The organism is Rhodobacter sp. 24-YEA-8, from assembly GCF_900105075.1.
In the GTDB taxonomy this organism is placed as follows: domain Bacteria; phylum Pseudomonadota; class Alphaproteobacteria; order Rhodobacterales; family Rhodobacteraceae; genus Pseudogemmobacter.
Genome location: NZ_FNSK01000002.1, coordinates 25,051 through 49,873, shown reverse-complemented (window position 1 = coordinate 49,873; position 24,823 = coordinate 25,051). Strand labels below are relative to the sequence as shown.

The following is a 24,823-nucleotide window of genomic DNA, read 5'->3' as shown; positions in this document are numbered from 1 at the left end:
CAGCCGACTGAGAAAGCAAGGAGGAGACTATGACGACCCTGACCGCAAATCGCGGACTGAGGGCGAACGCCCTCACCCGTCGCCAGCTGATCTCGCGCAGCTTTGCCGCAAGCGCGGGAATGATCATCGGCGCGGGCTTTATCGCCGCCCCCGATGCCGCCTGGGCCTATGAGGCGACCACGCTGAAGCCTGAGACCATGGCCACGCTGGTGCGCATGGCGCGCGACATCTACCCCCATGACCGCATCGCCGATGAATTCTATGTCATTGCCGTCAAAGGCTATGACACGGCCGAGGCCGCCCCCGGAATTGAAGCCGGGATCGCCGCGCTGAATGCGGCGGCGCAGGGCGCAGGGCACAGCGACTATCTCTCCATCGGGTGGGAGGATGACCGGGTGGCGCTGCTGCGCGGCATGGAAAACTCCGCCTTCTTCCAGGAGATCCGCGGTGGCCTTGTGACCGGTCTTTATAACCAGAAGGCCGTCTGGCCGATCTTTGGCTATGAAGGCGAGTCCTTCAGCCAGGGCGGTTATCTGCATCGCGGTTTTGACGATATCAGCTGGCTCTGAGGGGGGCGGATCAATGGTTGCGAAATTTGAACTGGACGACGATTCCGTCGTTCTGATCATCGGCACAGGCTCGGGCGGCGGTGTACTGGCGAATGAACTGGCGCAAAAAGGCGTCAAAGTCGTCTCGCTGGAGGCCGGCGGGCGCTATATGCCCGAAGACTATATCAACGACGAATGGGACAGCTTTGCACAGCTGGCCTGGACCGACACGCGCACCACATCGGGCGACTGGCGGGTGGCAAAAGACTTTTCCGGCCTTCCCGCCTGGATCGTCAAGGCCGTGGGCGGCACCTCGATCCACTGGGCAGGGGCCAGCTTGCGCTTTCAGGACCATGAATGGAAAGCGCGCACCAATTATGGCCATGTCACCGGGGCGAACCTGCTCGACTGGCCGATTGACGGCGCGGAAATGGCGCCCTGGTATGAGAAGGCCGAGACCAAACTTGGCGTGACCCGTACCGGCGACCGCCCCGGCCTGCCCGGCAACAACAATTACAAGGTGCTGGAAAAGGGCGCTAAGGCGCTTGGCTATAAAGAGGTCCATACCGGTCGCATGGCGATCAATTCGGTCGATTACGATGACCGTCTCGCCTGCCAGCAGACCGGGTTCTGTTTCCAGGGCTGCAAATGGGGCGCGAAATGGTCCTCGGCCTATACCGATATCCCGAAGGGCGAGGCGACCGGTAACCTGGAAGTCCGCGACCGCTGTCACGCGCTGAAGATCGAGCATGACGACAAGGGCCGCGTCACCGGCGTGCTTTACGCCGACAAAGACGGGAACCAGCATTTCCAGAAGGCGCGCGTGGTCTGCGTCGCGGGGAACTCGATCGAGAGTCCCCGGATCCTGCTGAATTCGGCATCCAGCATGTTCCCGGACGGGCTGGCGAATTCCTCGGGCCAGGTCGGACGCAACTATCTGCGCCATGTCACCGGCTCGGTTTATGGCGTGTTCGAGAAGCCGGTGAAGATGTGGCGCGGCACCACAATGGCCGGGATCGTCCAGGACGAGGCACGGCTTGACCCGTCACGCGGTTTCGTCGGTGGCTATGAGCTGGAGACCCTGGCGCTTGGCATCCCCTTCATGGCCGCCTTCCTTGATCCGGGCGGCTGGGGGCGCAGCTTCACCTCGGCGATGGATGGCTATGAGAACATGGCGGGCATGTGGATCGTGGGCGAGGATATGCCGCAGGAAACGAACCGCATCACGCTGTCCGCAACAGCGGTCGATCAGTTCGGGATGCCCGCCCCGAATGTGCATTTCGATGATCACCCCAATGACATCGCGATGCGCAACCATGCCTATGCCCGGGGCGAGGCGATCTATCGCGCCGCCGGTGCCACGCGAACCTTGCCGACGCCGCCCTATCCGTCGACGCATAACCTCGGCACCAACCGGATGTCGGAAAAACCGCGGGACGGCGTGGTGAACAAACACGGCCAAAGCCATGACATCCCGAACCTTTTTGTCTCGGATGGCAGCCAGTTCACGACCGGAGCAGCCGAGAACCCGACTTTGACCATCGTCGCCCTTGCGATCCGTCAGGCCGAGTTCATCGCCGGCGAGCTGTCGAAACAGAACCTCTGAAAGAGAAAGGGCGGAACCGAGGTTCCGCCCTTTTCCTTACTCGCCCAGCGTTGCGAGATAAGCCAGCAGATCCGCGCGTTCCTCGGGCTTTTTCAGCCCGGCAAAGGTCATCTTATTGCCCGGCAGCACGGTTTTCGGGGCCTCGATAAAGGCATCGATTTCTTCCGCTGTCCAGATATGGCCCTCTTCACCCCAGGCCTTCATCGCGTTGGAATAGGCATAGCCTTCGACCGAGGCCGTCCTGCGCCCGATGATCCCGACCAGGTTCGGCCCGGCTTTCGGCGGCGCATCCGCAACGAAGGCATGGCAGGCGAAGCATTTCTTCGCGACTTTCTCGCCCTGTTCCGCATCACCGGCAAAGGCGGCCTGCGCGAGGGACAAAGACATCAACAGTGACAAAACGGGGGTTTTCACGGACAGCACTCCTGGCAAAAGCTTGGGTAGTCGGGGATCAGTGGGTCTGGCCGCAGCCGCAACTGCCTTGCCAGTTGCGGGCGGTGGGGGTCTGGCCAAGCCCTGGGTTCAGGCTGTTGGTCGGATCGAGGCTCTGGTAAAATCCGGCCAGCTGCGGCGGCGCCTTGTAGAGATGTCCGACATTATGTTCCGCCGGGTATTGGGCGCCGCGCTGGTCCAGGATCTTCCACATCGCATGTTCCAGGCCAAGGCAGTCGGTGCCCTTCTTCGCCACATAATCCTGATGGAAGACATGGCAAAAGAAATGCCCGTAATAAAGCTTGTGCGCGATCTGCGCCTCAAGCTCCGGCGGCAGGGTTTCGACCCAGTCACGGTCATTGCGCCGCAAAGCGATGTCGAGCGCGACGATATCCTCGACCTCGCGCTTATGCACGGCGCGGTAGCGGTTGGCCGCCCCGGCCACGGCAAAGCGGTGCAGGAAGGCGGCCGCGCCCTCGCTGGCCGTGGCCTCGAACATATCGCCACTGGTGGAAGGGAAGCGGCGCGCAAGGTAATCGCGGGCTTCCGCGATGCCCTGGCCACCCATCCGCAAAAAGAGGTGATGTTCATAGCGTGCGCGGAAATCGCGCAGCCGGGGCGGCAGATGTTTCGGAAAAAGCCGCGACAGGGCCTGCGCGATCCGGTCCGACAGCGTGGTGCCGAGGCCCAGCCGTTCGGTCCAGCCGTCGATCTTTGATTTCAGCGCGAAGACACCGGAAATGCGCTCTGTGCCAAGCCGGCGGATCAGAAGGAACGTATCCTTGCCGTAACGTTCGGCAATATCCCAGGCGGTGCCATGGATATATTCGCCGGCCACCGGCAGGCTGTTGAACCCGGCCAGCATATCGCGGCGGATCGCGGTCAGCTCACCCGGGTCATTGGTGCCGATGCAGAATACGGTTGTCTCGGTTTCGGCCTCGAATGTGTCAAGCCGCACCGCAAAGACCGCGAGCCTGCCCGCCGATCCCGACGCCTCATGCAACCGTCGCTGATCGGCATTGAACCGTGCCGGAGTTTCCGCATCGACATCGCGGACATGGGCGGCATAGTCCCGGTCAGACCCCCAGGCCTCGCCCGGCAGGGGCGCAGGCAGGTCGCCGGCTTCAACCCTTGCAAGGATCGTTTCGGGGTCATCGCCGAGGTCAAAGCCCAGATGGTTGACCAGCGCGACCGTGCCATCCGCCCGCACCTCGGCATAAAGCGCCATTTCAGTATAGGCCGGACCGCGCCGGATCAGCGCGCCGCCCGAATTGTTGCAGATCCCCCCGAGCACCGAGGCGCCGATACAGCTTGACCCGATCACGGAATGCGGCTCGCGGCCCAGAGGTTTCAGCGCGCGTTCCAGCCCGTCCAGCGTCGATCCGGGCAGACAGACCACCTGTTTGCCGGCGTCGATCAGATGGATCCCCGGCAGCCGCATGACGCTGATCAGCACCACGGGCCGGTCATAATCGTCCCCCCAGGGGGTCGAGCCGCCGGTAAGGCCGGTATTCGCCGCCTGGAAGATCACCACCCGACCCGCCGCGATCACTGCATTCAGGGCGCGCCACATCTCGACCAGCGATCCGGGGCAAAGCACCGCCTCGACCTGACCGCCGCCATAGCGGATGCCGCGCGTGAAACGGCGCGTGGCGCGCGCGCCGGTCAGCACATGACCGGATCCGATCAGCTGACGCAGCCCGGCCAGCAGCTCACCCCTGTCGCGCATCTCTCTCTCCCACCCGGTTCCCGGCCGCCATCATGGCCGCGTCAGGTGCGAAGCGGGTAGTATCATATTGTCCGCAAAGCGTTTTCGTGGTCGGACGTTCTAATACAGGCCCATTCAGGCCACGGCGCGGCTGACCGGCATCTGGGCGGCGCGGCGGGTTTCCATACGCACCAGACAGGTGCAGCGCAAAAGCGAGGCGAAATTCCCCGGCTCGCCGTGGAACTCCAGCACCTCGCGATGCAGCGTCGAGAGAAACGCTCCGGTCGATTCCCCCTGTTCCCGGGCGATCTCGTCCAGGATCGTCCAGAAGGCAGCCTCAAGCCGCACCGAAGTGCTTTGCCCGTTCAGGCGGATACGGCGGGTGACCGGCACATAACGGTCCGGATCCTGCCTGGCGAATAATTCACACATCTGATCCGGTCCTCCTCCCGTTTGATGTTGCCTCAGTCTATGCCCGCCCGGGGCGGGGCGTCCAGCACAGGAATCGGCAAAACCGCAATCTGGCCTGCGCAATCGGGTACAGGCGCGGCACTCAGTCAGGATGGATCCAGCGGTAACCGATCCCGGCCTCGGTGCGGATCGCACTGGCATCAAAGCCGGCCAGGTCGAGCTTTTGCCGCAGCTGCCCGATAAAGACCCGCAGATAAACGATATCCTCGACATGCGCCGGCCCCCAGACCCTGAGCAGAAGCTGGCGATGGGTCACGATCCGGTCCGGCTGTTCCAGAAGCGCGAGCAACAGGTCGAATTCCTTCGGCGTCAGTTTCACCGCCGCGCCGGCCACCGTCACCTCGCGCAGATCGCGCGACAGCGCGAGGTTGCCGCTGCGCAGCAAGGCTGCCGCCGCCCCTGTCCCTCCCGCCGCGCCGCGCCTTGGCCGCAATGTGGCCCGCAACCGCGCCAGCAGCTCGCCAATGGCAAAGGGTTTGGCCACGAAATCATTGGCGCCAAGATCCAGCGCGAGGATCTTTTCCATCTCCTGATCATGGGCCGAAAGCACGATCACCGGCAGGTCAGAGCTGGCCCGGAGCTGCTCGATCACCGTCTTGCCGTTCATATCCGGCAGCCCGAGATCAAGCACCATCAGATCGGGCTTGTGCTGCACGACCGCCTCCAGCGCACCGGCACCGGTCGCGGCAAGGGTGGTATCATAGCCGGACGCCGTCAGCGCATGGACAAGGAAGCGCTGGATCTGCGGTTCGTCATCGACCACGAGGATGAGCTGGCGCGCGGTCATGCCAGGCCGCCCCCAGCCGCAGATGCCGCCGGCAGGATCAGTGCGAGCCGCGCGCCGGGGCCGGGCCGGGCCTCCAGCCGCCCGCCAAGGAGCTGCGCGATCCCCTTGCAGATCGGCAGGCCAAGGCCGCTTTTCTCTTCGCCCCGGGTCAGGTCGGGGGTGGCGAGCCAGGCCAGCACCGCCTCAGGCAGGCCTGGCCCCTGGTCCTGGACCTCCAGCCTTACATCGGGGCCATCCGTTGCACCGGTGACCAGAACCGGCCCCGGCGCATAGGCTTTCGCGTTTTCGATCAGGCTGAACACCACCTGTTCGACCAGCCCCGCCTCGGCCATCACAAGCGGCAGATCGGGAAGATCGGCAGTGATCGCGGCGCCCGGAAAGGCGCGCTGCGCGCGACTGGCGGCGGCCCGGGCGCAATCCGCCGGTTCAACCGGATGCAGCGCGACCGAAGCGCCCGTCAGAAGCCGCGTCATCTGCAACAGGTTTTCGACATAGCGCGCCAGCCGCGTGGCCTCTTCGGATGTGGCACTCAGCAGATCTTCCTGCGCCTCGGGGGGCAGGCTGTCCCGCAGATCGCGCAAAGTGGTGACAGATCCGAGAATGGTCGCAAGCGGCGTGCGCAGATCATGCGACAGCGATGAAAGCAGCGCGGCGCGCAGTGCCTGACGGTCAGAGATCTCGCGCTCTTCACTGGCCTTGCGGCCCAGTTCCAGCCGCTCCAGCGCGGCGCCGGCCTGGCGCAACACATTGTCGATGGCCTGTTCGCGGTAGCCGGTATCACGATCGACCGCCTCGGGCAGCCGGTGCCCGACCGCATGGCGCGCCGCCGCACCCAAAGGCAGCGGGTGGAAGGTCAGATGCGACCCGGTCCAGCCATCGGCAATCGCCATCTCGACCCGGCCCCGGATCAGCGCCTGTTCCGCCGCCTGCAGATCGGCCTCGCGCGGCTTCAGGCTTCCGGGCGCCGGGATCAGCCCGGCTGCACTGCGGCTCAGCAGCGCAACCGGTGCGTCAGAAAGGGTGGTCACATGGCGGATCACGGTATCGAGGATCTGTTCCTCACTTGCTGCCCGACCAAGCGCACCACTGGCCGAGGACAGAACCTCGAGTACCACCGCCCGGTCCCGCGCGCTGTCGACCTGTTCGCGCATCCGCCCGGCGAGAAACCCGGTCAGCCCCGCCGCCGTAAGGAATGCCAGCAATACGACCATATCCTGGGGCTGCGCCGCCATCAGACTGAGATGTGGCTCGACGAAAAAGAAATTGAACACCGCCAGCGCCACCAGCGCCGACCCGAGCCCGGGCCAGAAGCCAAAGGCGGCGGCATTGACCAGGACCGCCATCAGCAAAAGCAAAAGCGCGACGATCTCGCTCATCCAGCCGCGCGACGGCACCACAATCGCCGTCACCACGACGAGCACCAGCACCGCCGCCAGGATCTGCTGCGGACGTTTCGACAGGGGACCGGCCGGACGCGGACCGGAAACGGGAGGATCGACAAACACAGGCTCCATGCACTGATCAAACCCTGGCCACGGGATTTGTCCACAATCTTTATGCGATCCTTATGCCGCCCGGCGCTTTCCCCATCGCTTCCTTACACGCCGAAGCACAGATCTGTGATACCGTCAGGAGGCTTCTGCCACAGCCCTGACGGGCAGGAGAATGACAATGCAGAATATTGCGCTGACCGCCCCGCCGGAAGAACCGCAGGACACACCGCATGAAACACCCGGTGACGGGCACAGCGCCCGCAAACCGGCAATGGCGGCGCTTACCCTTGGGGTGCTGGGCGTGGTTTATGGCGATATCGGCACCTCGCCGCTTTATGCGCTGCGCGAGGCGATGGTGGCGAGCGGCGCCACAAAGGGCCATGTGCCGGCTGAGAACATCTTCGGGGTGATCTCGCTGATCATCTGGACGCTGACGCTGATCGTGTCGGTGAAATATGTGGGGATCCTTCTGCGCGCCGATAATGACGGCGAGGGTGGCACGCTTTCGCTGCTGGCGCTTGCGCAGCGCGCGCTCGGGCAGATGCGGGGCCGCAGGGCGCTGGTTCTGGTGGTGCTCGGTATTCTCGGCGCAGCACTTTTTTCCGGCGATGCCGTGATCACGCCGGCGGTCTCGGTCCTGTCTGCCGTCGAGGGGCTGAAGCTGATCGCACCGGGCACGGCGCCCTTTGTCGAGCCGGTCGCCATGGCGGTGATCGTCCTGCTGTTCTGGGTGCAAAAACACGGCACCGATTTTGTGTCGCGCTTTTTCGGCCCCGTCATGCTTTTGTGGTTTCTGGTGCTGGCGGCGGGCGGGCTCTGGCGGCTTTGCGAGGCGCCTGAGGTTCTCTCGGCCCTGTCGCCGCATCACGCCTTACAGTTCCTGCTGACGCATCAGGGCGTGGCGCTGGCGGTGCTGGGGTCGGTCTTTCTGGCCGTCACCGGGGCCGAGGCGCTTTACGCCGATATGGGCCATTTCGGCGCCAGACCCATCCGGATCGGCTGGTTTTACCTCACCTTCCCGGCTTTGGTGCTGAATTACCTCGGCCAGGGGGCCGAACTTCTGACCCGCCCCGAAGCACTGGAAAGCCCGTTCTACCTTATGTTCCCGCCACAGCTGCTGGTGCCGATGGTGGTGCTGGCGATGCTTGCCACGGTGATCGCCTCGCAAGCGGTGATCACCGGCGCGTTTTCCCTGGCGCAACAGGCGATCCAGCTCAGGCTTTTGCCACGGCTGAAGATCCGCCAGACCTCCGAGGAACAGCAGGGCCAGATCTACCTGCCGCTGATCAACGGGCTTTTGATGTTCGGGGTGCTGGCACTGGTGCTGACCTTTGGCAGTTCCTCGGCGCTGGCGGCGGCTTACGGGATCTCGGTCTCGGGGGCGATGCTGGTGACCTCGCTTCTGGCCGTGGTGGTGGTGCGCTGGCACTGGCGCTGGCCGGTGATCGCGATCCTCGCCGTGATGGGCCCGCTGGTTGCGCTGGAAGTGGTCTTCCTGGGGTCGAACCTGATGAAGGTGGCAGATGGCGGCTATGTACCGCTGGCGCTGGCCGGAGCCTTGCTGGTCGTGATGCTGATCTGGCGGCGCGGCACTGCCATTGTGCAGGCGAAAGATGCCGAGGGGCAGTTGCCGCTGGCGGCGCTGGTGACCAAGCTGGGCAGTGACCGCATCGCGAAGGTTCCGGGCACCGCCGTCTTCCTGACCGCCTCGCCCGAAAACGCGCCGGTTGCGCTTTTGCACAGCCTGAAGCACTTCCGGGCGCTGCATGAGCAGAATATCATCCTCTCGATCGTCACCCGCGATCTGCCCCGGCTGAGCGATGAGACCAGACTGAAATATGAAGAGATCGCACCCGGCTTTCGCCGCATCATCCTGCAATATGGCTATGCCGAAGACCCGGATGTGCCGCGCGCCCTGATGCTGGCGCGACAAAAGGGGCTGAAATTCGACATCATGTCGACCTCCTTCATCCTGTCGCGCCGCAGCCTGCGCCCGTCTGTGCGGCCCCGGATGCCGATGTGGCAGGCCCGGCTTTTCATCTGGATGTCGCGCAATGCCGCCAGCGCCCAGGATTATTTCCGCATTCCCGCCGGGCGTGTGGTCGAGATCGGCACCCAGGTGAGCCTCTGACGTCGGCCTCTGTGATCAGTCTCTCACTGGCGCCGCGCCCGCGCCCGGCTTAAGTCTGGCTTAAGCCGGGCGTGGCATGGCCCGCCCCGGTCCGGCGGAAAGATGTTCCACCGGAAAAATGGGGATGCAATGCGGCTGTTGATTGTCGAGGATGACGACCTTTTGCGCGACGGGCTCAGCGTCGGGTTGCGGCTGGCCGGGTTCTCGCCCGATGCCGTGGGGTCGGTGTCAGATGCCAGGGCGGCGCTGACGGCAGGAAATTTCGAAGCGATGGTGCTGGATCTGATGCTGCCGGATGGCTCTGGTCTCGAATTGCTGCGCGAAATGCGCGCGACGGAAAGCGATCTGCCGGTCCTTTTGCTGACCGCGCGCGACCGGCTGGAGGATAAGGTCGCGGGCCTTGATGCCGGCGCCGATGATTACCTTGGCAAACCGTTCGAGCTGGACGAGCTTGCGGCGCGGCTGCGCGCGATCCTGAGGCGCCGCCAGGGCCGGGCGGAAAGCCATCTCAGCTGGAACGGGTTTGTGCTTGACCCGGCCCGGATGCGCGGCATCATCGCCGGGCGCGAGGTGATCTTTCCCAATCGCGAATTCACCCTGATCCAGGCATTGATGGAACGCCCCGGCGCGATCCTTGGGAAATCCTTTCTCGAAGACAGGCTTTATGGCTGGCAGGAAGAGGTCGGCTCGAACACGGTCGAAGTGCATATCCATAAACTCCGCACCAAACTTGGCGCCGATTTCATCGAGACAGTACGGGGCGCGGGATACCGGCTGGCCCCCGAGGGCGAGGCATGATGTCGTCGATCCGGATGCGGCTCTTCCTGATCCTGCTCGCGGCGACCGGAGCGGTCTGGCTCTCGGCGGTGGTCTGGATCCAATATACCACCCGCACCGAGGTCAATCATGTGCTGGACCGGCGCCTTCAGGAATCGGCGCATATGGTGGCCTCGCTGATCGCGCGGAATGGCGGCGTCGTGGGAGAGGCGGTGGAAATGCTGGCCCATCCGCGTCCGCATATTCTGCCCGATGATGGCCCCGAAGGCTATTCACATGAGCTGATCTGCCAGGTCTGGGGCTTTGACGGCCGGCTGAAGAGCGAATCCGATGGCGCACCGAAGACCCGGCTTGCCGATGATGCGGCTGGGTTCTCTGAACGCGAGGTCGATGGCGAGACCTGGCGCGTCTATTCCCATATCGATACAGAGATGGGCGTCCGCGTCATGGTCGGCGATGCGCTGTCGATGCGCGAGCGGCTGGTGCGTGGGGTGATCCTTGGCCTTCTGGTGCCGGCTCTGGCCATTCTGCCGGTGCTGGCGGCGCTGATCTGGTTCGCGGTCGGGCGTGGCCTTGCGCCGCTTGACCGGCTGGCGCGGGGGCTGACCCTGCGCCCGGCGACCGATCTCTCGGCCATTGACCCCGCCCCTGGTCCGCGCGAATTGCGCCCGATGGTCACCGCCCTGAACGGGCTCTTTCGCCGGGTCGAGGCCGCGCGCGAACATGAGCGCAGCTTTACCGCCTTTGCCGCACATGAGCTGAAGACGCCGCTTGCCGGGCTGAAGACCCAGGCCCAGGTCGCAGTAATTGCCCCTGATGAGGCGACACGCAACCGCGCGCTGGCGCAGATCTCGACCGGGGTGGCCAGAACCGACCGCATGGTGCGCCAGCTTCTCGACATGACCGCCGCAGAGAATGCCGATGGCAGCGGACCGGAACAGGACGGCGCGCGGCTCCTTGCCGATCTGGCCGAGGGCCTGCAGGGGCTGGCGGCCCAACGCAGCGTGACGCTTGAGATCCGGGGCGCAACCGGGCTCTGGCATACGGCCCATGCGATGCTGCTGGCGCCCGCTTTGCGCAATCTGGTCGAGAATGCGATCCTCGCCTCACCTGCGGGTGGCGTGGTCGAGGCAGATCTTACGCGCGCGGCAAATGAGGTTCGCTTCACCGTGCTGGATCGTGGCCCCGGCATCCCCGAGGCCGACCGCGCCCATGTGACGGAGCGGTTCTGGCGCGGCGCGTCCAGCCCCTCGGGCCAGGGCAGCGGGCTCGGTCTTGCCATCGTCGCGGCGGTGATGGAGCGGATGAGCGGCAGATTATGTCTCTCGCCCAGGGAGGGCGGCGGCGAGCGGGCAGAGTTGATCCTGCCCGCCTGACCGGCCCGGTTGGCGGGCTGCTCTGATCAGATGATCCGCACGCGGGTGCCAACAGGCACCACGGCAAAGAGCTGTTCGATATGCTCATTGTACAGCCCGACGCAGCCCGAAGAGGACGGCCGCCCGATCTTGCGGGTGTCATGGGTGCCATGGATCAGATAGGCGGGCCAGCTCAGATACATCGCATGGGTGCCCAGCGGATTATCCTTGCCCGGCGGCAGATAGGCCGGCAGCGAGGGATCGCGGCGGCGCATGTCGGCGGTCGGCGTCCAGTCCGGCCCGACACGTTTGCGCACGACCTCGGTATAGCCGCGCTTGGTCAGCTCTTCGGTCAGCGGCACCGAAGTCGGGAACAGCCGGTAATCCTGCCCATTCCCCGACCAGTAATGCAGCGCACGCGAGCCGAAATCCGCAACGATGACACCCGAGCCGAGACTGTCGAAATGGTCACGCCAGTCCTGCATCTGAAAGCCCGAGGAATTGTGCCGCGGATAGGCCGGCAAGGCCTGGGTTTCAGCGCGCAAAAGCCCGGGCGCCGCCAGGGCGGTCAGCCCGGCAGCGGCAGTCAGCAAAGCGCGGCGGCGGGTGGGGTTGGTGCTCATCTCGGGTCTCCTTGGCATGCAATTGGGCATGAACTGGTGTCAGACACAGGCTTTCGGCCCATTGTCGCCCGGATCACCCGCCGCGCTTAACCGAAGCTTAAGCCTGCCGCCTCAGCGCACCACGATTTTGGCACCGATGGTCACTCTGGCGTGAAGATCGATGACATCCTGGTTCAGCATCCGGATGCAGCCGGCCGAAACCGCGCGCCCGACCGAGGTCGGATCATTGGTGCCATGCACCCGGTAATAGGTGTCGCGCCCGTCCTTTTGCATATAAAGCGCCCGCGCGCCGAGCGGGTTCGAAATCCCGCCGGGCACCCCGTCCTTATATTGCAGGTAACGGCCCGGATTGCGCTTCACCATATCCGCGGTCGGGATCCAGCGCGGCCAGGCCTGTTTGCGGTCGATCACCGCATCACCGCCGTCAAACCGCATCGCGTCAGGACCGACGCCGACGGCATAGCGCAGTGCCTTGCCCTCGGGCATCACGAAGTAGAGCGCGCGCGCGCCCTGATCGACGATGATGGTGCCAGGCACCTCGCTGGTCTGGAATTCGACCACGCGGCGGACATGGTCCGGGTTCATCTTTGCCGGGTCGATGCCGGCGATGATCTGGCCGCCATCTTCGCGCGCGGCATACATCGCGGCAACATCACCGCTGACCGGCGCAAAGGCGATGCGCTTTTGCGCCTCGACCCGTTCGGCTTCGGCCTTTGCTTCGGCGGCGGCAGCTGCGGCAACGGGATCGACAGGGACCTGCTCCACCGGCACGCAGGCGGCAAAGGCAAAAAGCGACAGCGCAAGCAGGGTGGCGCTGGACAGGTTCGGCATGGGACTACTCCGGTGGATTTCGCGCGGATCTTGCCTGCATAGCTTAAGCAGAACTTAAATGCCTCAGGCCTGCCGCATCTGGGCGGCACGTGCGATCCATATGCCACAAAGCACGATCACACCGCCTAGGGCCTGGGTCAGCGTCAGGGCCTCGTCCAGCACCGCCCAGGCCAGCAGCGCGGCAATAACCGGCTGCAACAGGAGCGTCAGCGAGGAAAAGGTTGCCGGCAGGAAGGCCAGTGCCCAGGCGATCAGGCTCTGGCCGCCGGCCTGGCTGATCCATGAAAGCCCGATCAGCACGCCCCATCCGGCAAGGGTCAGGGGGATCAGGCTCGGGTCGGTCATCAGCGCAAAAGGAAAGACCGCGATCGCGGCGGCGGCGGTGCTCCAGAGCATGATCACGCCGGTCGCGAACCGTTGGCGGGCCCGGCCCAGCATCAGGATATAGGCCGCGTAAAGCATGGCGGCGAAAATCGCGATACCGTCGCCCCTGAGATCGCCGTCGCGCAAGGCCGCCGGTCCGCCCTTGAGCACGACGACCCCGATAATCGTTACAGCCAGCGCCAGCACAAACAGCCGCCCCGGTGGTCTTTTCAGCACGATCCAGGCGAAAAGCGCCACGAAAACCGGCGCCATATTTACCAGCAGCGTCGAATTCGCAACCGAAGTCAGGTGCAGCGAGATATGCCAGGCCACCAGTTCGACCCCAAGGATTACGCCGGGCAGGCTGATCTCGATCCGGTCGCGCAGGGTTTTCGGCTGCACGGCACCGCCTGACCGGCCGCCGCCCGCCATAAGCGCAAGCGGGATCAGCGCCAGTGCCAGCCGCCAGAAGGCGGTCGAGACCGAGCCGACCTCGGACAACCGCACCCAGATCGGCGAACAGCCGATCATCACCCCGCCAAGTAACAGCCCCGGCAGGGCAAAGCGGTTCGGGCTGGTGGGGATTTGCATGGCGAAAGGGTCCGGATCCGGCGCTCCGTCAGCACCGCTGGGTGCTTTCTCTCCCGCCGCGCGGGCGAAGACAAGCCCGCTTGCCGGAAAGGACCGCCGGGCCGATTGTCGTGAAACTGCTGTCCCGGTGCTGCACCCCTGTTACAAAACCCGGTCAGGTTCCGCCCATCTTTCCGATGAGGCATCCGGTCATGAAAAAACTCCTCCCCGCGCTGGCGCTGCTGGCAACCAGCACCGCAGCTTTCGCCAATCCGGTCCAGATCACTTGGTGGCACGGTATGGGCGGCGCCAATGAGCAGGTGATCAATCAGATCGCCGGGAAATTCAACGAGGCGCAATCCGCCTGCGCAATCACGCCGGTCTCGAAAGGCACTTATGAAGAAGCCCTCGCGTCCGGGATTGCGGCTTTCCGCTCGGGAGAGCAGCCGAACATTCTCCAGGTGTTTGACGCCGGTGCCGCCACCATCATCAATGCCAAAGGCGCCACCATCCCGGCCGAAGACCTGCTGATCCAGAATGGCCACAGCTTTGATCGCGACGCCTTCATCGACGGCATCCGCTATTTCTACGCCGATGCGACCGGCAAGTTCATCGGGATGCCGTTCAATTCTTCGGCGCCGATTATGTATCTGAACACCGAGGCTTTCGCGAAAGCCGGTGTCGAGGCTCCGAAGACCTGGGCCGAATTCGAAGCGGTCGCGCCGAAGCTGAAAGAGGCCGGCTATATCCCGCTGACCGCCAGCCAGCTGACCTGGCAGCTGTTTGAGAATTTCTACTCGCGCAACAACGTCCAGATGGCCACGAACCAGAATGGCTATGACGGCTTCGACGGCACCGAGCTGCGCGCCACCGCGCCCGAGATGATCGCCTTCTGGACCCGCCTTGCCGCCTGGCACAAAGACGGCCTCTTCGGCTTCTACGGCGCCGGCTGGGCCGACAACCAGAAGCCGTTCGAAGAAGGCAAGGTTGCGATGTGGATCGGGTCTTCGGGGTCGTTCGGCGGGTTGTCGAAAACCGCGACCATGCCCTTCTCGGCCACGTTCATGCCCTATGATGAAACCATCGCTGACGGCAACAAATCGACCTTCATCGGTGGTGCTGCCCTCTTTGCGATGGCCGGCAAGCCTGACGATCAGAACAAATGCTCGGCTGATTTCTTCAACTTCCTGACCTCGACCGATGTGCAGGCCTTCTACCATCAGGCCACCGGCTATGTGCCGATCACCAAAGCAGCCTATGAGAAATCGAAAGCTGATGGCTGGTATGAGGCGAACCCGGTTGCCGAGGTCGGCATCCTGCAACTTCTTGAGCCGCAGGGCGAATGGTCGAAAGGCTACCGGCTTGGCTTTTACCCGCAGATCCGCGTGATCGAAGAGCGCGAGTTCAACAAGATCTTCTCGGGCGACACAACCGTCGAAGACGCGTTCAAAGCCATCGAGACCGAGGGCAATGAGCTTCTCGCCCGCTTCGCGAAGACCTCGGGCTGAAACACCCGTTCCCTCTGGCCGGGCCTGCGTGATGCGGGCCCGGTTTTCGTGTTCGCGCAGGTCGGATCCTGATGAGTGACGTTCTCCATCCCGCAAAGCCTGCCGGAGCGATCCGGCGCTGGCTGAGCCGCCCCGGTGCCGCGCCCGAACCCGCGAAACGGGTGCAGTTTGATCAGCCGCTTTTGCCCTGGCTGTTCCTCGCGCCGCAGCTCGCGGTGATTTTCGTGTTTTTCTACTGGCCCTCGGTCCAGGCGATCACCTCGTCCTTCTATATCGAAGACCCTTTCGGGTTCGGTTCGACCTTTGTCGGCATCGACAATTACAGGGACGCGCTCGGCTCGCGTGAATATCAGCGGATCGCCGGTTTCACCGCCCTCTTCACCGTATTGGTGACGGTATTCTCGCTGGGCCTCGGGCTTCTCTTCGCGGTCAAGGCCGATAAGGTGATCCGCGGCCGCACCAGCTACCGCACCGCGCTGATTGCGGTCTATGCCATCGCGCCGCCGGTTGCGGGGCTGATGGGCATGATGCTGTTCGACCAGCATATCGGCCCCTTCGTACAGCTTGCCGCCTGGTTCGGCTATGACATGAAAGTGGGCATCAATTACTGGGATACCGCCTTCGCGATGATCCTTGTTTCCGTCTGGAAACAGGTGCCTTACAATTTCATCTTCTTCCTCTCGGGGCTGCAGAGCATCCCGGCCAGCGTGCGCGAAGCCTCGGTGATCGATTGCCGCAATGGCTTTACCCGGTTCCGCACCGCGATCCTGCCGCTGCTGGCCCCGACGGCGTTTTTCCTTTTGATCATCAACATCACCTATGCGCTCTTTGATACCTTCGCGGTGATCGATGTCATGGTGAAGGACAAGCCCGCGAACAACCCGCTGACGCTGGTCTACAAAGTCTACAATGACGGCTTCCGCGGCAATGATATCGGCGGATCGGCGGCGCAATCGGTGATCCTGATGGTGATCGTACTGGTCCTGACGCTGATCCAGTTCCGCTGGCTGGAACGCCGCGTGCATTACGGGTGAGATGATGAACCGGATCCGACCTTTCGATCATCTCATCCTGATCCTCGGCACGCTTTTCATGTGTGTGCCGGTGCTGGTCGCGGTGATGACCTCGACCCATTCGGCGGTCGATATCCATATGAACGGGCTTTACCTGACGCCGGGTGATCAGGGGCTGGAAACCTACCAGACCGTGCTGACCCGTCAGGGTGGCTTTACCGGCCAGGTCACCGGCCTGACCATGCTGACGAATTCGCTGATCCTCGGGATCGGCTTTGCGGTGGGCAAGATCGTGCTGTCGATGGCGGCGGCCTATGCACTGGTCTATTTCCGCTTTCGATTTGCGACTTTCCTGTTCTGGATCATCTTCACGACGCTGCTCCTGCCGCTGGAAGTCAGGATCATGCCCTCTTATCAGGTCATGTCAAACCTTGGCCTTCTGAACAGCTATACCGGCCTGATCGTGCCGCTGCTGGCCTCGGCCACAGGCACGTTCTATTTCCGCCAGTTCTTCAAATCCGTCCCGGATGAGCTTTTGGAGGCCGCGCGCATCGACGGCGCAGGCCCGTGGAAATTCCTGATCGACGTGCTGATCCCGCTGTCAAAAACCATGATGGCGGCGATCTTCATCATCATGTTCGTCTATGGCTGGAACCAGTATCTCTGGCCGATGCTGATGACGACGGAAGAACGGTTCTTCACCCTGATGCGCGGCATCAAGCAGATCCTGCAGGTGTGGATCGGCTCCCAGATCCCCGATTACAACGAAGCCTTCGCCCTTGCCGTTCTGGCCCTGCTGCCGCCCGTGATCGTGGTGGTGGTGTTCCAGCGCTGGTTCATCAAGGGCCTGACGGAAAGCGATAAATAATGGCCTCGATCACAATCTCCGATCTGTCGAAAACCTATCCGGGGGCCGCCGCACCCTCGGTCACGGGGATCAGTCTCGACATCCGGGATGGCGAGTTCATCGTGCTGGTCGGGCCTTCGGGCTGCGGCAAATCCACTTTGCTGCGCATGGTGGCGGGGCTGGAAGACATCTCGGGCGGCGAGGTTAAGATCGGGGACCGCGTGGTGAACCGCGTCGACCCTGCCGACCGCGATATCGCAATGGTGTTCCAGAATTATGCCCTCTACCCGCATATGACGGTGCGCGAGAATATGGCTTACGGGTTGAAGAACCGCCGCACGCCAAAGTCCGAGATTGAGGCCCGGGTGGCAGAGGCCGCGCGGATGCTTGAGCTTGGCCCCTATCTCGACCGCAAGCCCCGCGCGCTTTCGGGCGGGCAGCGCCAGCGGGTGGCGATGGGCCGCGCCGTGGTGCGCCAGCCCTCGGCCTTCCTTTTTGACGAGCCGCTTTCGAACCTCGATGCGAAGCTCCGGGTGACAATGCGCGGCGAGATCCGGCGGCTGCAAAAGCGGCTTGGCACCACCTCGCTTTACGTCACCCATGACCAGCTGGAGGCAATGACACTGGCCGACCGCCTTGTCGTGCTGAATGCGGGGCGGATCGAACAGGTCGGCGCGCCACTGGATATCTATCTGCGTCCGGCCTCGACCTTTGTGGCCTCGTTCATCGGCGCACCGGCGATGAATCTGCTCGATGCAGAACTGGACGGCGCACGGCTTCGCCTTGGCACGTCAGAGATCGGGCTGGGGCATCTGCCGGGCGCAAAAGGTGCCGTGACGCTGGGGATCCGCGCCGAGGATCTGGTTCCATCGGCCATCGGCCTGCCCTTTCGCACTGATTTCGTCGAAGAGTTGGGCGCGCAGCGGCTGGTGCATGGCCATATCGACGGCCAGCCGCTGGTTCTGACGCTGGATCCCACCGCGCAGATCGGCAGCGAGATGCGGCTTTCGGTGGCAGCAGCAAAGCTGCATCTTTTCGAGACCAGCACAGGAAAACGCATCGCCACAGCCGCCCGCACCGGGCTTGCGGTATCCCAGACGGCGTTAACAAAGCCGGTCTGATCAGAGACCCTCGCGGCGCATCACCTCAATCATATAGGCGCGCTTATCGATACCAAGCTCTTGCTCGATCCCGACCTCTTCCAGGAAGTCAAAGCCCTGTGAGGCGGCGATCAGCAAAAGCGACATCCGGTTCACGTCGAGATCTTCGGGGAAATCTTCTGCCGCCACCCCTTCTGCCAGGCTGGCGCAGACTTCATCGCGCATTTTGCAGACGCCATCGACAATCGCCGCCCGAACTGCGGAATCGCGGCGCGTCTCCCAAGCCTCGCTCCAGAGCCGTTCGGCGACCCGCAGCAGCGGATCATCCTCGCCCAGGATCTGCGTCTTGCAGCCCGAAAGCACTGTGATCAGCCTTTCCCGCGGTGATAACTTGCGCAATGCGGCAACCAACAGCGGCTCCAGCCGGCGCCAGACCTCGCGCACGGCCTCGGCGCGCAGGGCTTCGGCCGAATCGAAATGATGGTGAATCTGACCGGGCGAACATTGCAGCTGGCAGGCGATACGCCGCACCGTGGCCGCCGCAAGCCCTTCCTGCGCAACCAGTTCGACCACAGCATTCATGATCTGCTCACGCCGTGCTTCGCGCGACATATAGGCCAAATCATTGCCTCCGATTTCAGCATTTCGTTCTTTTTAGCAGGTCATGACACAAAAACAAGCTGGACATGTGTTCAAGTTGGACATATGCCCAGAACAAACCTGACTCCTCCTCCCTGCTTTTCAGGACACCCTATGCCCGTTTCGATTTTCCGTGCCCTGGCCATTGGCGCCGGCATTTCCCTGTTGTCGACCACGTCCCTCCTGGCGCAGGAGGGCGGCATGCCGCCCGCCTCGGTCGGTGTGGTGATGATCCAGCCCGAAAGCATCCCCGTAACGTCCGAGCTTCCGGGCCGCGTCTCGGCCACGCAGGTGGCCGATGTGCGCCCGCGTGTGGGGGGCATCATCGAGACCCGCGTGTTCGAACAGGGCAGCCTCGTGACGGCGGGAGATGTACTGTTCCGCCTTGACAGCGCCAGCTATGAAATCGCGGTCGAAGCCGCAAAGGCCTCTGTCGCCCGCGCCGAGGCCGTGCTGGCCGAGGCCGAGGCGACAGAGCGTCGCTATGCCTCGCTCAATGAGCGCAATATCACCAGCCAGGCCGAATTCGAGACAGCGACCGCAACGCGCCTTCAGGCCGCCGCCGCGCTGGCAGAGGCCAAAGCCCAGCTGCGCGCCGCCGAGATCAACCTGAGCTATACCGAGGTCAGGGCACCGATTTCGGGCCGCATCGGTCGCGCCCAGGTGACCGAAGGCGCGCTGGTTTCGGCGCAGGGCGAGGTGCTGACCACGATCCAGCAGCTCGACCCGGTCTATGCTGATATGCAGCAGCCGGTCTCTGAACTCCTGCGTCTGCGCCAGGCGCTGGATTCGGGCGAGCTGACCCAGGTCGAGCCGGGCGCCGCCCGGGTGGTTCTTTTGCTGGATGACGGCTCACAATATGCCCATCCCGGCAAGCTTCTCTTCGCCGAAGCCTCGGTCGAGCGGTCTTCGGGCCAGGTGACGCTGCGGGCTGAATTCCCCAATCCGGACGGCATCCTTCTGCCGGGCATGTATGTTCGTGTCTCGGTCGAACAGGCCACCGAAGCGGCGGCATTCGCCATTCCGGGCCAGGCGGTGCAGCGTGATGCGTCGGGCAAGGCCATGGTCTATGTTGTGACCAAGGGCGCCGCCGAGCTGCGCACGGTCGGCCTTGGCCGGTCGGTCGGCAACCGTGTCACCGTGCATGATGGCCTGGCGGCAGGCGAAATGCTGATCGTTGACGGCTTCCAGAAAATGGGCCCCGGCGCGCCGGTTTCTCCGGTCTGCTGGGCAGATCCCTCGACCGGTGATACCCCCCCGATGTCTGCGCAAAAGCGCTCGCTGCCCCGGCAGAAGCCGGCACGAACTGAGACCTGATCCATGGCAAAGTTTTTTATCGACAACCCGGTCCTTGCCTGGGTCATCGCGATCTTCATAACACTGGCAGGGGCGCTGTCGCTGCCGTTGCTGCCGGTGTCGCAATATCCTGATGTTGCGCCGCCGCAGGTCTCGATCTCGACCCGTTTCGCAGGCGCTTCGCCCGAAGATCTGTATCGGCAGGTCACCCAGCCTATCGAGGAAGAGCTGAACGGTATTCCCGGGATGCTCTATTTCCAGAGTACGTCGGAATCGACCGGGGCGGTGACCATCGACGTCACCTTCGAGGCCGGGACCGAAGTGGCCCAGGCCGTGGTCGACACGCAGAACCGTCTGCGCCGGGTCGAATCCTCCCTGCCGCAACAGGTACAGCAACAGGGCGTCCTGGTCGAAGAGGCCGGCGCGGGCTTTCTGATGATGGTGGCGCTGACCGCGACACCGGAATCGGGTCTCGATGCCGTGGCGCTTGGTGACTATATTTCGCGCAATATCGTCAATGAATTGCGCCGCGTGCCCGGCGTGGGCCGTGCCCAGGTCTTTGCGACCGAACGGGCGCTGCGCGTCTGGATCGACCCGGCGAAACTGGTCGGTCTGGATCTTTCCGTGACCGACATCACCTCGGCGATTGCCGAGCAGAATGCCCAGGTCGCGGCAGGCTCGATTGGCGCCGAACCCGCGCCCGAGGGCACCCAGGTCCAGGCAACGCTGCTGGTCACCGGCCAGCTTTCCAACCCCGAGCAATTCGGCAATATCGTGCTGCGCTCGGCCGAGGGTGGCGGTCTGGTACAGTTGAAAGACGTTGCGCGCATCGAGATCGATGCCGAGATGTATGCGTTCAAGACCTTCCTCAACGGTCAGGAAACCGCCGCCATCGGCATCCAGCTGTCGCCGACCGGTAACGCGCTGGACACCTCCTCGGGCGTGCGCGGTGTGATGGAACGCCTCGAGCCGATGTTCCCCGAGGGGATCGGCTATGAAATCCCCTATGACACGACACCCTTCGTCTCGGCTTCGATCCACAAAGTGGTGATGACGCTGCTGGAAGCCGTGGGCCTTGTCTTCGTGGTGATGTTCGTCTTCCTGCAGAATTTCCGCTATACTGTGATCCCGACCCTCGTCGTTCCGATCGCGCTTGCGGGGACGCTGGCGGTCATGCTCGCGGCGGGGTTCTCGATCAACGTGCTGACCATGTTCGCGATGATCCTTGCCATCGGCATTCTGGTCGATGACGCCATCGTGGTGGTCGAAAACGTCGAGCGGATCATGTCCGAAGAGGGGCTCTCGCCGAAAGAGGCCTCGAAAAAGGCGATGGGGCAGATTTCCGGCGCGATTGTCGGGATCACGCTGGCGCTGATGGCGGTGTTCATTCCGCTGGCCTTCTTCCCTGGCTCGGTCGGCATCATCTATCAGCAATTCTCGCTGACCATGGTGGTCTCGATTGCCTTCTCGGCCTTCCTTGCCCTGTCGCTGACACCGGCGCTTTGTGCGACCTTCCTCAAGCCGATCCCGAAAGGGCATGGTCATGCGAAACGCGGCCTCTTTGGCTGGTTCAACCGCAATTTCGACCGCGCCACCAAGGGCTATACCGGCGCGGTTGGCGGGCTGACGCGGCGCGCGGGGCGGATGATGATCATCTATGTCGCCCTGGTGGCTGGCCTTGGCTGGTTCTATGTCAAAATCCCGTCGGCCTTCCTGCCCGATGAGGATCAGGGCTTCCTGATCGCCAACCTCCAGGCCCCGCCCGGCGCCACCACCTACCGTCTGCGCGAAGTCACCAAACAGGCCGAAGGCTTTGCCCTTGGCATGGACGGCGTCGATTCCATCGTGGTGATCCAGGGTTATTCCTTCTTCGGTCAGGGGCCGAATTCGGGCCTCGCCTTCGTGACGCTGAAAGACTGGGCACAACGCACCACGCCGGAACTCTCGGCGCCGGGCCTTGCGGGTCAGCTTTCGGGAATGCTGTTCTCGATCCGCGATTCCATCGCCTTCGCGCTGTCGCCGCCCCCGATCCAGGGCCTGGGGACAAGCTCGGGCTTTGCCTTCCGTCTGCAGGACCGTGCCAATATGGGCAATGCGGCATTGCAGGCTGCGGCGAACCAGATCCTTGCCGGCGCAGCCGACAGCCCGATCCTTGGCCAGATGTATGTCGAGGGTCTGCCCGCCGGCCCGCAGCTGAGCCTGCGTGTCGACCGCGAAAAGGCCAATGCTTTCGGCGTGACCTTTGGCGAGATCAACCGCACCATCTCGGTCGCGCTTGGGTCAGGCTATGTGAACGACTTCCCGAATGACGGAAAAATGCAGCGCGTCATGGTCCAGGCCGAAGCGTCGAGCCGGATGAACATCGAAGACGTGATGAAGATCAACGTCCGCAATGTGCAGGGTGGCATGGTGCCGCTGTCGTCCTTTGCCACCGCCGAATGGGGCTACGGCCCGACGCAGATCGTCGGCTATAATGGCTACCCCGCGCTGAGGATCAATGGCGAGGCGGCACCGGGCTATTCGTCAGGCGAGGCCATCGCCGAGATGGAGCGTCTTGCCGGCGAGCTTCCCACCGGTTTCGCCTATGAATGGACCGGTCAGTCGAAGCAGGAGATCGAAAGCGGCAGCCAGGCGCCCATGCTGATCGGTCTGTCGATCCTCTTCGTCTTCCTCTGCCTTGCCGGTCTTTACGGCAGCTGGTCGATCCCGCTCTCGGTCATGCTGATCGTGCCGATGGGCGCTATCGGTTCGGTCGCGGCGGTAATGTGGGCGGGGCTGTCGAATGACGTCTTCTTCACCGTGGGCCTGATCACAATTGTCGGTCTCTCGGCCAAGAACGCCATTCTGATCGTCGAGGTCGCCAAAGACCTGATCGCCGAAGGTCAGGAGCTGATGGCGGCCACGGTCGAGGCCTGCCGTCTGCGCTTCCGCCCGATCCTGATGACCTCGCTTGCCTTCACCATGGGCGTGGTGCCTATGGCGGTGGCGACCGGCCCTTCGGCAGCCAGCCAGAATGCCATCGGGATCAATGTGGTCGGTGGTATGATCGCGGCCACAGTCCTCGGTGTACTCTTCGCGCCGGTCTTCTTCGTCTTCGTGATGAAACTCTTCGGGACGCATAAGCGTCTCAAAAAAACGGGTTCCGCCAGTGACGCCCAAGGATCTGTCCATCCGGCGGAATAACCCTGACGGGGGCATGGCAGAGCATGCCCCCGTCACTTTCTTTGCTTCCCTCTCCGGCCCCATAACAAAAAGACCGCATCCATGAGCAGCACCCAATTCCGGCCCCGTCTCGGGCGTTACCTTACGATCCTGCCGCTGACACTGGCGCTTTCGGCCTGTGTCACGACGGAATATACCGCCCCGAGCGCAGATACCGCCGCCACTTTCGCAACCAGTGCCCCTGCCCGCAGCGCCAATGGTGCCTGGTGGCTCAGCTTCCAGGACAAGACCATGGACGGGCTGGTCACCACGGCACTGGCGCGCAACCTTTCGATCCATGAGGCGGTCGCAGCGATTGACGAGGCCGGGGCCGGCGTAGCTGCCGCCCGCGCCGCCGCTCTGCCTCAGGCCAATGCCGGCGCCGGCGCGACGCGGGGCGACAGCCAGGGATCCGGCGCGATCACGGAAAGCACCTCTGCGACGCTTTCGACCTCGTGGATGTTCGACATTTTCGGTGGCAACCGCTCGGCCCGCGCCGCGGCCATTGCCGAACTCGAAGCCTCTAAGCTTTCCGAAGAGGCCGCGCGCCGTGCCGTCACCGCCGCCGTGGCCACGACCTATATCGACCTGCGCTACTATCAGCAAAGCATCGCTTTGACCCGGCAAAGCATCAGCAGCCGGCGCGAGACGCTGCGCCTGACCCAGGACATGCTGGAAGTCGGCCAGGCCAGCCGCCTTGATGTGCTCCAGGCTGAACAGGCCGTGGCCCAGGCCGAAGCGAGCCTGCCCGTCCTGGAGACCGGTTTCGATCAGGCGGTGAACCGGCTTGCGACGCTGACGGCCTCGCGCACTGCCATTCTGCGCCCGCAGCTGCAAAAAGGCGGCGCGCAGCCCTCCGCGCGCTCGAACCCCTCGGTCGGCTTGCCGGCCGACGTGATCCGCGCCCGTCCCGATGTGCAGATCGCCGAGCGCGGTCTTGCTGCCGCCGTCGCACGGATCGGTGTGGCCGAGGCAGAGTTCTGGCCTTCGGTCAGCCTTTCGGGATCAATCCGCCCGATGAATGTCAGGGGCGGCGGCAACCCGACCTCCTGGTCCTTCGGACCTGCGATCAACCTGCCGATCTTCACCGGCGGCGCCAACCGGGCCAATCTGAAAGCCGCAGAATCGCGTGCGGTCCAGGCCCATATCCGCTGGCAGGCCGAAGTGCTCGACGCGGTGGAAGAGGTCGAGAATGGCCTTTCCGCCTGGCGGCGCGGCGGCACCAACGTGGCAGCACAGCGCAAGCTGGTCTCGACCGCGCAGGAAACCGTGACACTGGCCCGCGATGCCTGGCAGGCGGGGCAGACCGATTTCTTCACCGTGCTGGATGCCGAACGCACCGCGCTTTCCGCGCGCACCGCACTGGCGGGCGCCGTGCGGGATCAGGCGGCGGCCTATGTTGCGGTCTCGATCGCGGCTGCCGCTCCGATGAAGTGAGACGGGATCCGGGTTTTCATACAGCTGTAACTGGGGTTATGGTTTCATAACCTCGGTTCAGGCCCGCATTTCCGGCCGGCACCGGCC

21 protein-coding genes are annotated in these 24,823 nt (G+C 63.7%); 12 read left to right on the top strand and 9 right to left on the bottom strand.

Annotation, left to right across the window (positions count from 1 at the left end):
* Positions 1–29: 29 nt before the first annotated feature.
* Both BLW25_RS16740 and BLW25_RS16735 read left to right on the top strand, forming a co-directional pair.
* Positions 30–569 carry a Twin-arginine translocation pathway signal gene (locus BLW25_RS16740; RefSeq protein ID WP_092902280.1) on the top strand — a complete coding sequence of 180 codons (540 nt, stop codon included), beginning with the start codon at positions 30–32 and terminating at the stop codon, positions 567–569.
* Positions 570–582: 13 nt separating this feature from the next.
* Entirely contained in the window at positions 583–2,154 is a 1,572-nt protein-coding gene (locus tag BLW25_RS16735; protein ID WP_092902278.1) for a GMC family oxidoreductase, read from the top strand.
* A gap of 36 nt (positions 2,155–2,190) precedes the next feature.
* On the opposite strand, the gene BLW25_RS16730 is transcribed toward BLW25_RS16735, so the two are convergent.
* The 5 genes from BLW25_RS16730 to BLW25_RS16710 all read right to left on the bottom strand — a co-directional run bounded on the left by BLW25_RS16730 (position 2,191) and on the right by BLW25_RS16710 (position 7,066).
* Positions 2,191–2,568, bottom strand: coding sequence for a c-type cytochrome (locus BLW25_RS16730; protein ID WP_249496878.1), 378 nt, complete (start codon positions 2,566–2,568; stop codon positions 2,191–2,193).
* Between the two features lie 37 nt (positions 2,569–2,605).
* Positions 2,606–4,315 (bottom strand): D-lactate dehydrogenase, encoded by a 1,710-nt coding sequence (gene dld / locus BLW25_RS16725; protein WP_092902276.1) that lies wholly within the window; start codon positions 4,313–4,315, stop codon positions 2,606–2,608.
* 114 nt (positions 4,316–4,429) lie between these two features.
* Positions 4,430–4,726: a ribbon-helix-helix domain-containing protein gene (locus BLW25_RS16720; RefSeq protein ID WP_092902274.1), complete on the bottom strand. Its 297-nt coding sequence runs from the start codon at positions 4,724–4,726 to the stop codon at positions 4,430–4,432.
* A 121-nt stretch (positions 4,727–4,847) separates the two neighbouring features.
* On the bottom strand, positions 4,848–5,552 hold the full coding sequence (locus BLW25_RS16715; RefSeq protein WP_092902272.1) for a response regulator transcription factor: 705 nt from the start codon (positions 5,550–5,552) through the stop codon (positions 4,848–4,850).
* Positions 5,549–7,066: a sensor histidine kinase gene (locus tag BLW25_RS16710; protein ID WP_092902270.1), complete on the bottom strand. Its 1,518-nt coding sequence runs from the start codon at positions 7,064–7,066 to the stop codon at positions 5,549–5,551. The genes BLW25_RS16715 and BLW25_RS16710 overlap by 4 nt, the downstream gene beginning before the upstream one ends.
* A gap of 157 nt (positions 7,067–7,223) precedes the next feature.
* On the opposite strand from BLW25_RS16710, the gene BLW25_RS16705 reads away from it, so the two are divergent.
* The 3 genes from BLW25_RS16705 to BLW25_RS16695 all read left to right on the top strand — a co-directional run bounded on the left by BLW25_RS16705 (position 7,224) and on the right by BLW25_RS16695 (position 11,329).
* Positions 7,224–9,176 carry a potassium transporter Kup gene (locus tag BLW25_RS16705; protein ID WP_216279399.1) on the top strand — a complete coding sequence of 651 codons (1,953 nt, stop codon included), beginning with the start codon at positions 7,224–7,226 and terminating at the stop codon, positions 9,174–9,176.
* A gap of 129 nt (positions 9,177–9,305) precedes the next feature.
* Positions 9,306–9,974, top strand: a complete 669-nt coding sequence (locus BLW25_RS16700) for a response regulator (RefSeq protein WP_092902266.1) — start codon at positions 9,306–9,308, stop codon at positions 9,972–9,974.
* Positions 9,974–11,329 carry an ATP-binding protein gene (locus tag BLW25_RS16695; RefSeq protein ID WP_092903062.1) on the top strand — a complete coding sequence of 452 codons (1,356 nt, stop codon included), beginning with the start codon at positions 9,974–9,976 and terminating at the stop codon, positions 11,327–11,329. Before BLW25_RS16700 ends, BLW25_RS16695 begins: the two co-directional genes overlap by 1 nt.
* Positions 11,330–11,355: 26 nt before the next feature.
* On the opposite strand, the gene BLW25_RS16690 is transcribed toward BLW25_RS16695, so the two are convergent.
* The 3 genes from BLW25_RS16690 to BLW25_RS16680 form a co-directional block, all read right to left on the bottom strand.
* Positions 11,356–11,931: a L,D-transpeptidase gene (locus tag BLW25_RS16690; protein ID WP_092902264.1), complete on the bottom strand. Its 576-nt coding sequence runs from the start codon at positions 11,929–11,931 to the stop codon at positions 11,356–11,358.
* A 111-nt stretch (positions 11,932–12,042) separates the two neighbouring features.
* Positions 12,043–12,762: a L,D-transpeptidase gene (locus tag BLW25_RS16685; RefSeq protein ID WP_092902262.1), complete on the bottom strand. Its 720-nt coding sequence runs from the start codon at positions 12,760–12,762 to the stop codon at positions 12,043–12,045.
* A 63-nt stretch (positions 12,763–12,825) separates the two neighbouring features.
* Positions 12,826–13,716, bottom strand: coding sequence for a DMT family transporter (locus BLW25_RS16680; RefSeq protein WP_092902260.1), 891 nt, complete (start codon positions 13,714–13,716; stop codon positions 12,826–12,828).
* A 191-nt stretch (positions 13,717–13,907) separates the two neighbouring features.
* Between BLW25_RS16680 and BLW25_RS16675 the strand changes: the two genes are divergently transcribed.
* The 4 genes from BLW25_RS16675 to BLW25_RS16660 all read left to right on the top strand — a co-directional run bounded on the left by BLW25_RS16675 (position 13,908) and on the right by BLW25_RS16660 (position 18,184).
* Entirely contained in the window at positions 13,908–15,203 is a 1,296-nt protein-coding gene (locus tag BLW25_RS16675; RefSeq protein ID WP_092902258.1) for an extracellular solute-binding protein, read from the top strand.
* A gap of 71 nt (positions 15,204–15,274) precedes the next feature.
* On the top strand, positions 15,275–16,237 hold the full coding sequence (locus BLW25_RS16670; protein ID WP_092902256.1) for a carbohydrate ABC transporter permease: 963 nt from the start codon (positions 15,275–15,277) through the stop codon (positions 16,235–16,237).
* A gap of 4 nt (positions 16,238–16,241) precedes the next feature.
* A complete protein-coding gene (locus BLW25_RS16665; RefSeq protein ID WP_092903060.1) occupies positions 16,242–17,084 on the top strand; it encodes an ABC transporter permease subunit in 843 nt (280 codons plus the stop codon).
* Positions 17,084–18,184: a sn-glycerol-3-phosphate import ATP-binding protein UgpC gene (locus BLW25_RS16660; RefSeq protein WP_092902254.1), complete on the top strand. Its 1,101-nt coding sequence runs from the start codon at positions 17,084–17,086 to the stop codon at positions 18,182–18,184. The genes BLW25_RS16665 and BLW25_RS16660 overlap by 1 nt, the downstream gene beginning before the upstream one ends.
* Here BLW25_RS16660 and BLW25_RS16655 read toward each other — a convergent pair whose 3' ends face one another.
* The gene (locus tag BLW25_RS16655) at positions 18,185–18,775 is read right to left on the bottom strand and encodes a TetR family transcriptional regulator (RefSeq protein ID WP_092902252.1); all 591 of its coding nucleotides are present in this window, start codon (positions 18,773–18,775) and stop codon (positions 18,185–18,187) included.
* A 141-nt stretch (positions 18,776–18,916) separates the two neighbouring features.
* On the opposite strand from BLW25_RS16655, the gene BLW25_RS16650 reads away from it, so the two are divergent.
* The 3 genes from BLW25_RS16650 (at position 18,917) to BLW25_RS16640 (ending at position 24,736) form a co-directional block, all read left to right on the top strand.
* On the top strand, positions 18,917–20,119 hold the full coding sequence (locus BLW25_RS16650; protein WP_092902250.1) for an efflux RND transporter periplasmic adaptor subunit: 1,203 nt from the start codon (positions 18,917–18,919) through the stop codon (positions 20,117–20,119).
* 3 nt (positions 20,120–20,122) lie between these two features.
* The gene (locus BLW25_RS16645) at positions 20,123–23,281 is read left to right on the top strand and encodes a multidrug efflux RND transporter permease subunit (protein WP_092902249.1); all 3,159 of its coding nucleotides are present in this window, start codon (positions 20,123–20,125) and stop codon (positions 23,279–23,281) included.
* 81 nt (positions 23,282–23,362) lie between these two features.
* Entirely contained in the window at positions 23,363–24,736 is a 1,374-nt protein-coding gene (locus BLW25_RS16640; RefSeq protein ID WP_092902247.1) for an efflux transporter outer membrane subunit, read from the top strand.
* Positions 24,737–24,823 lie beyond the last annotated feature (87 nt).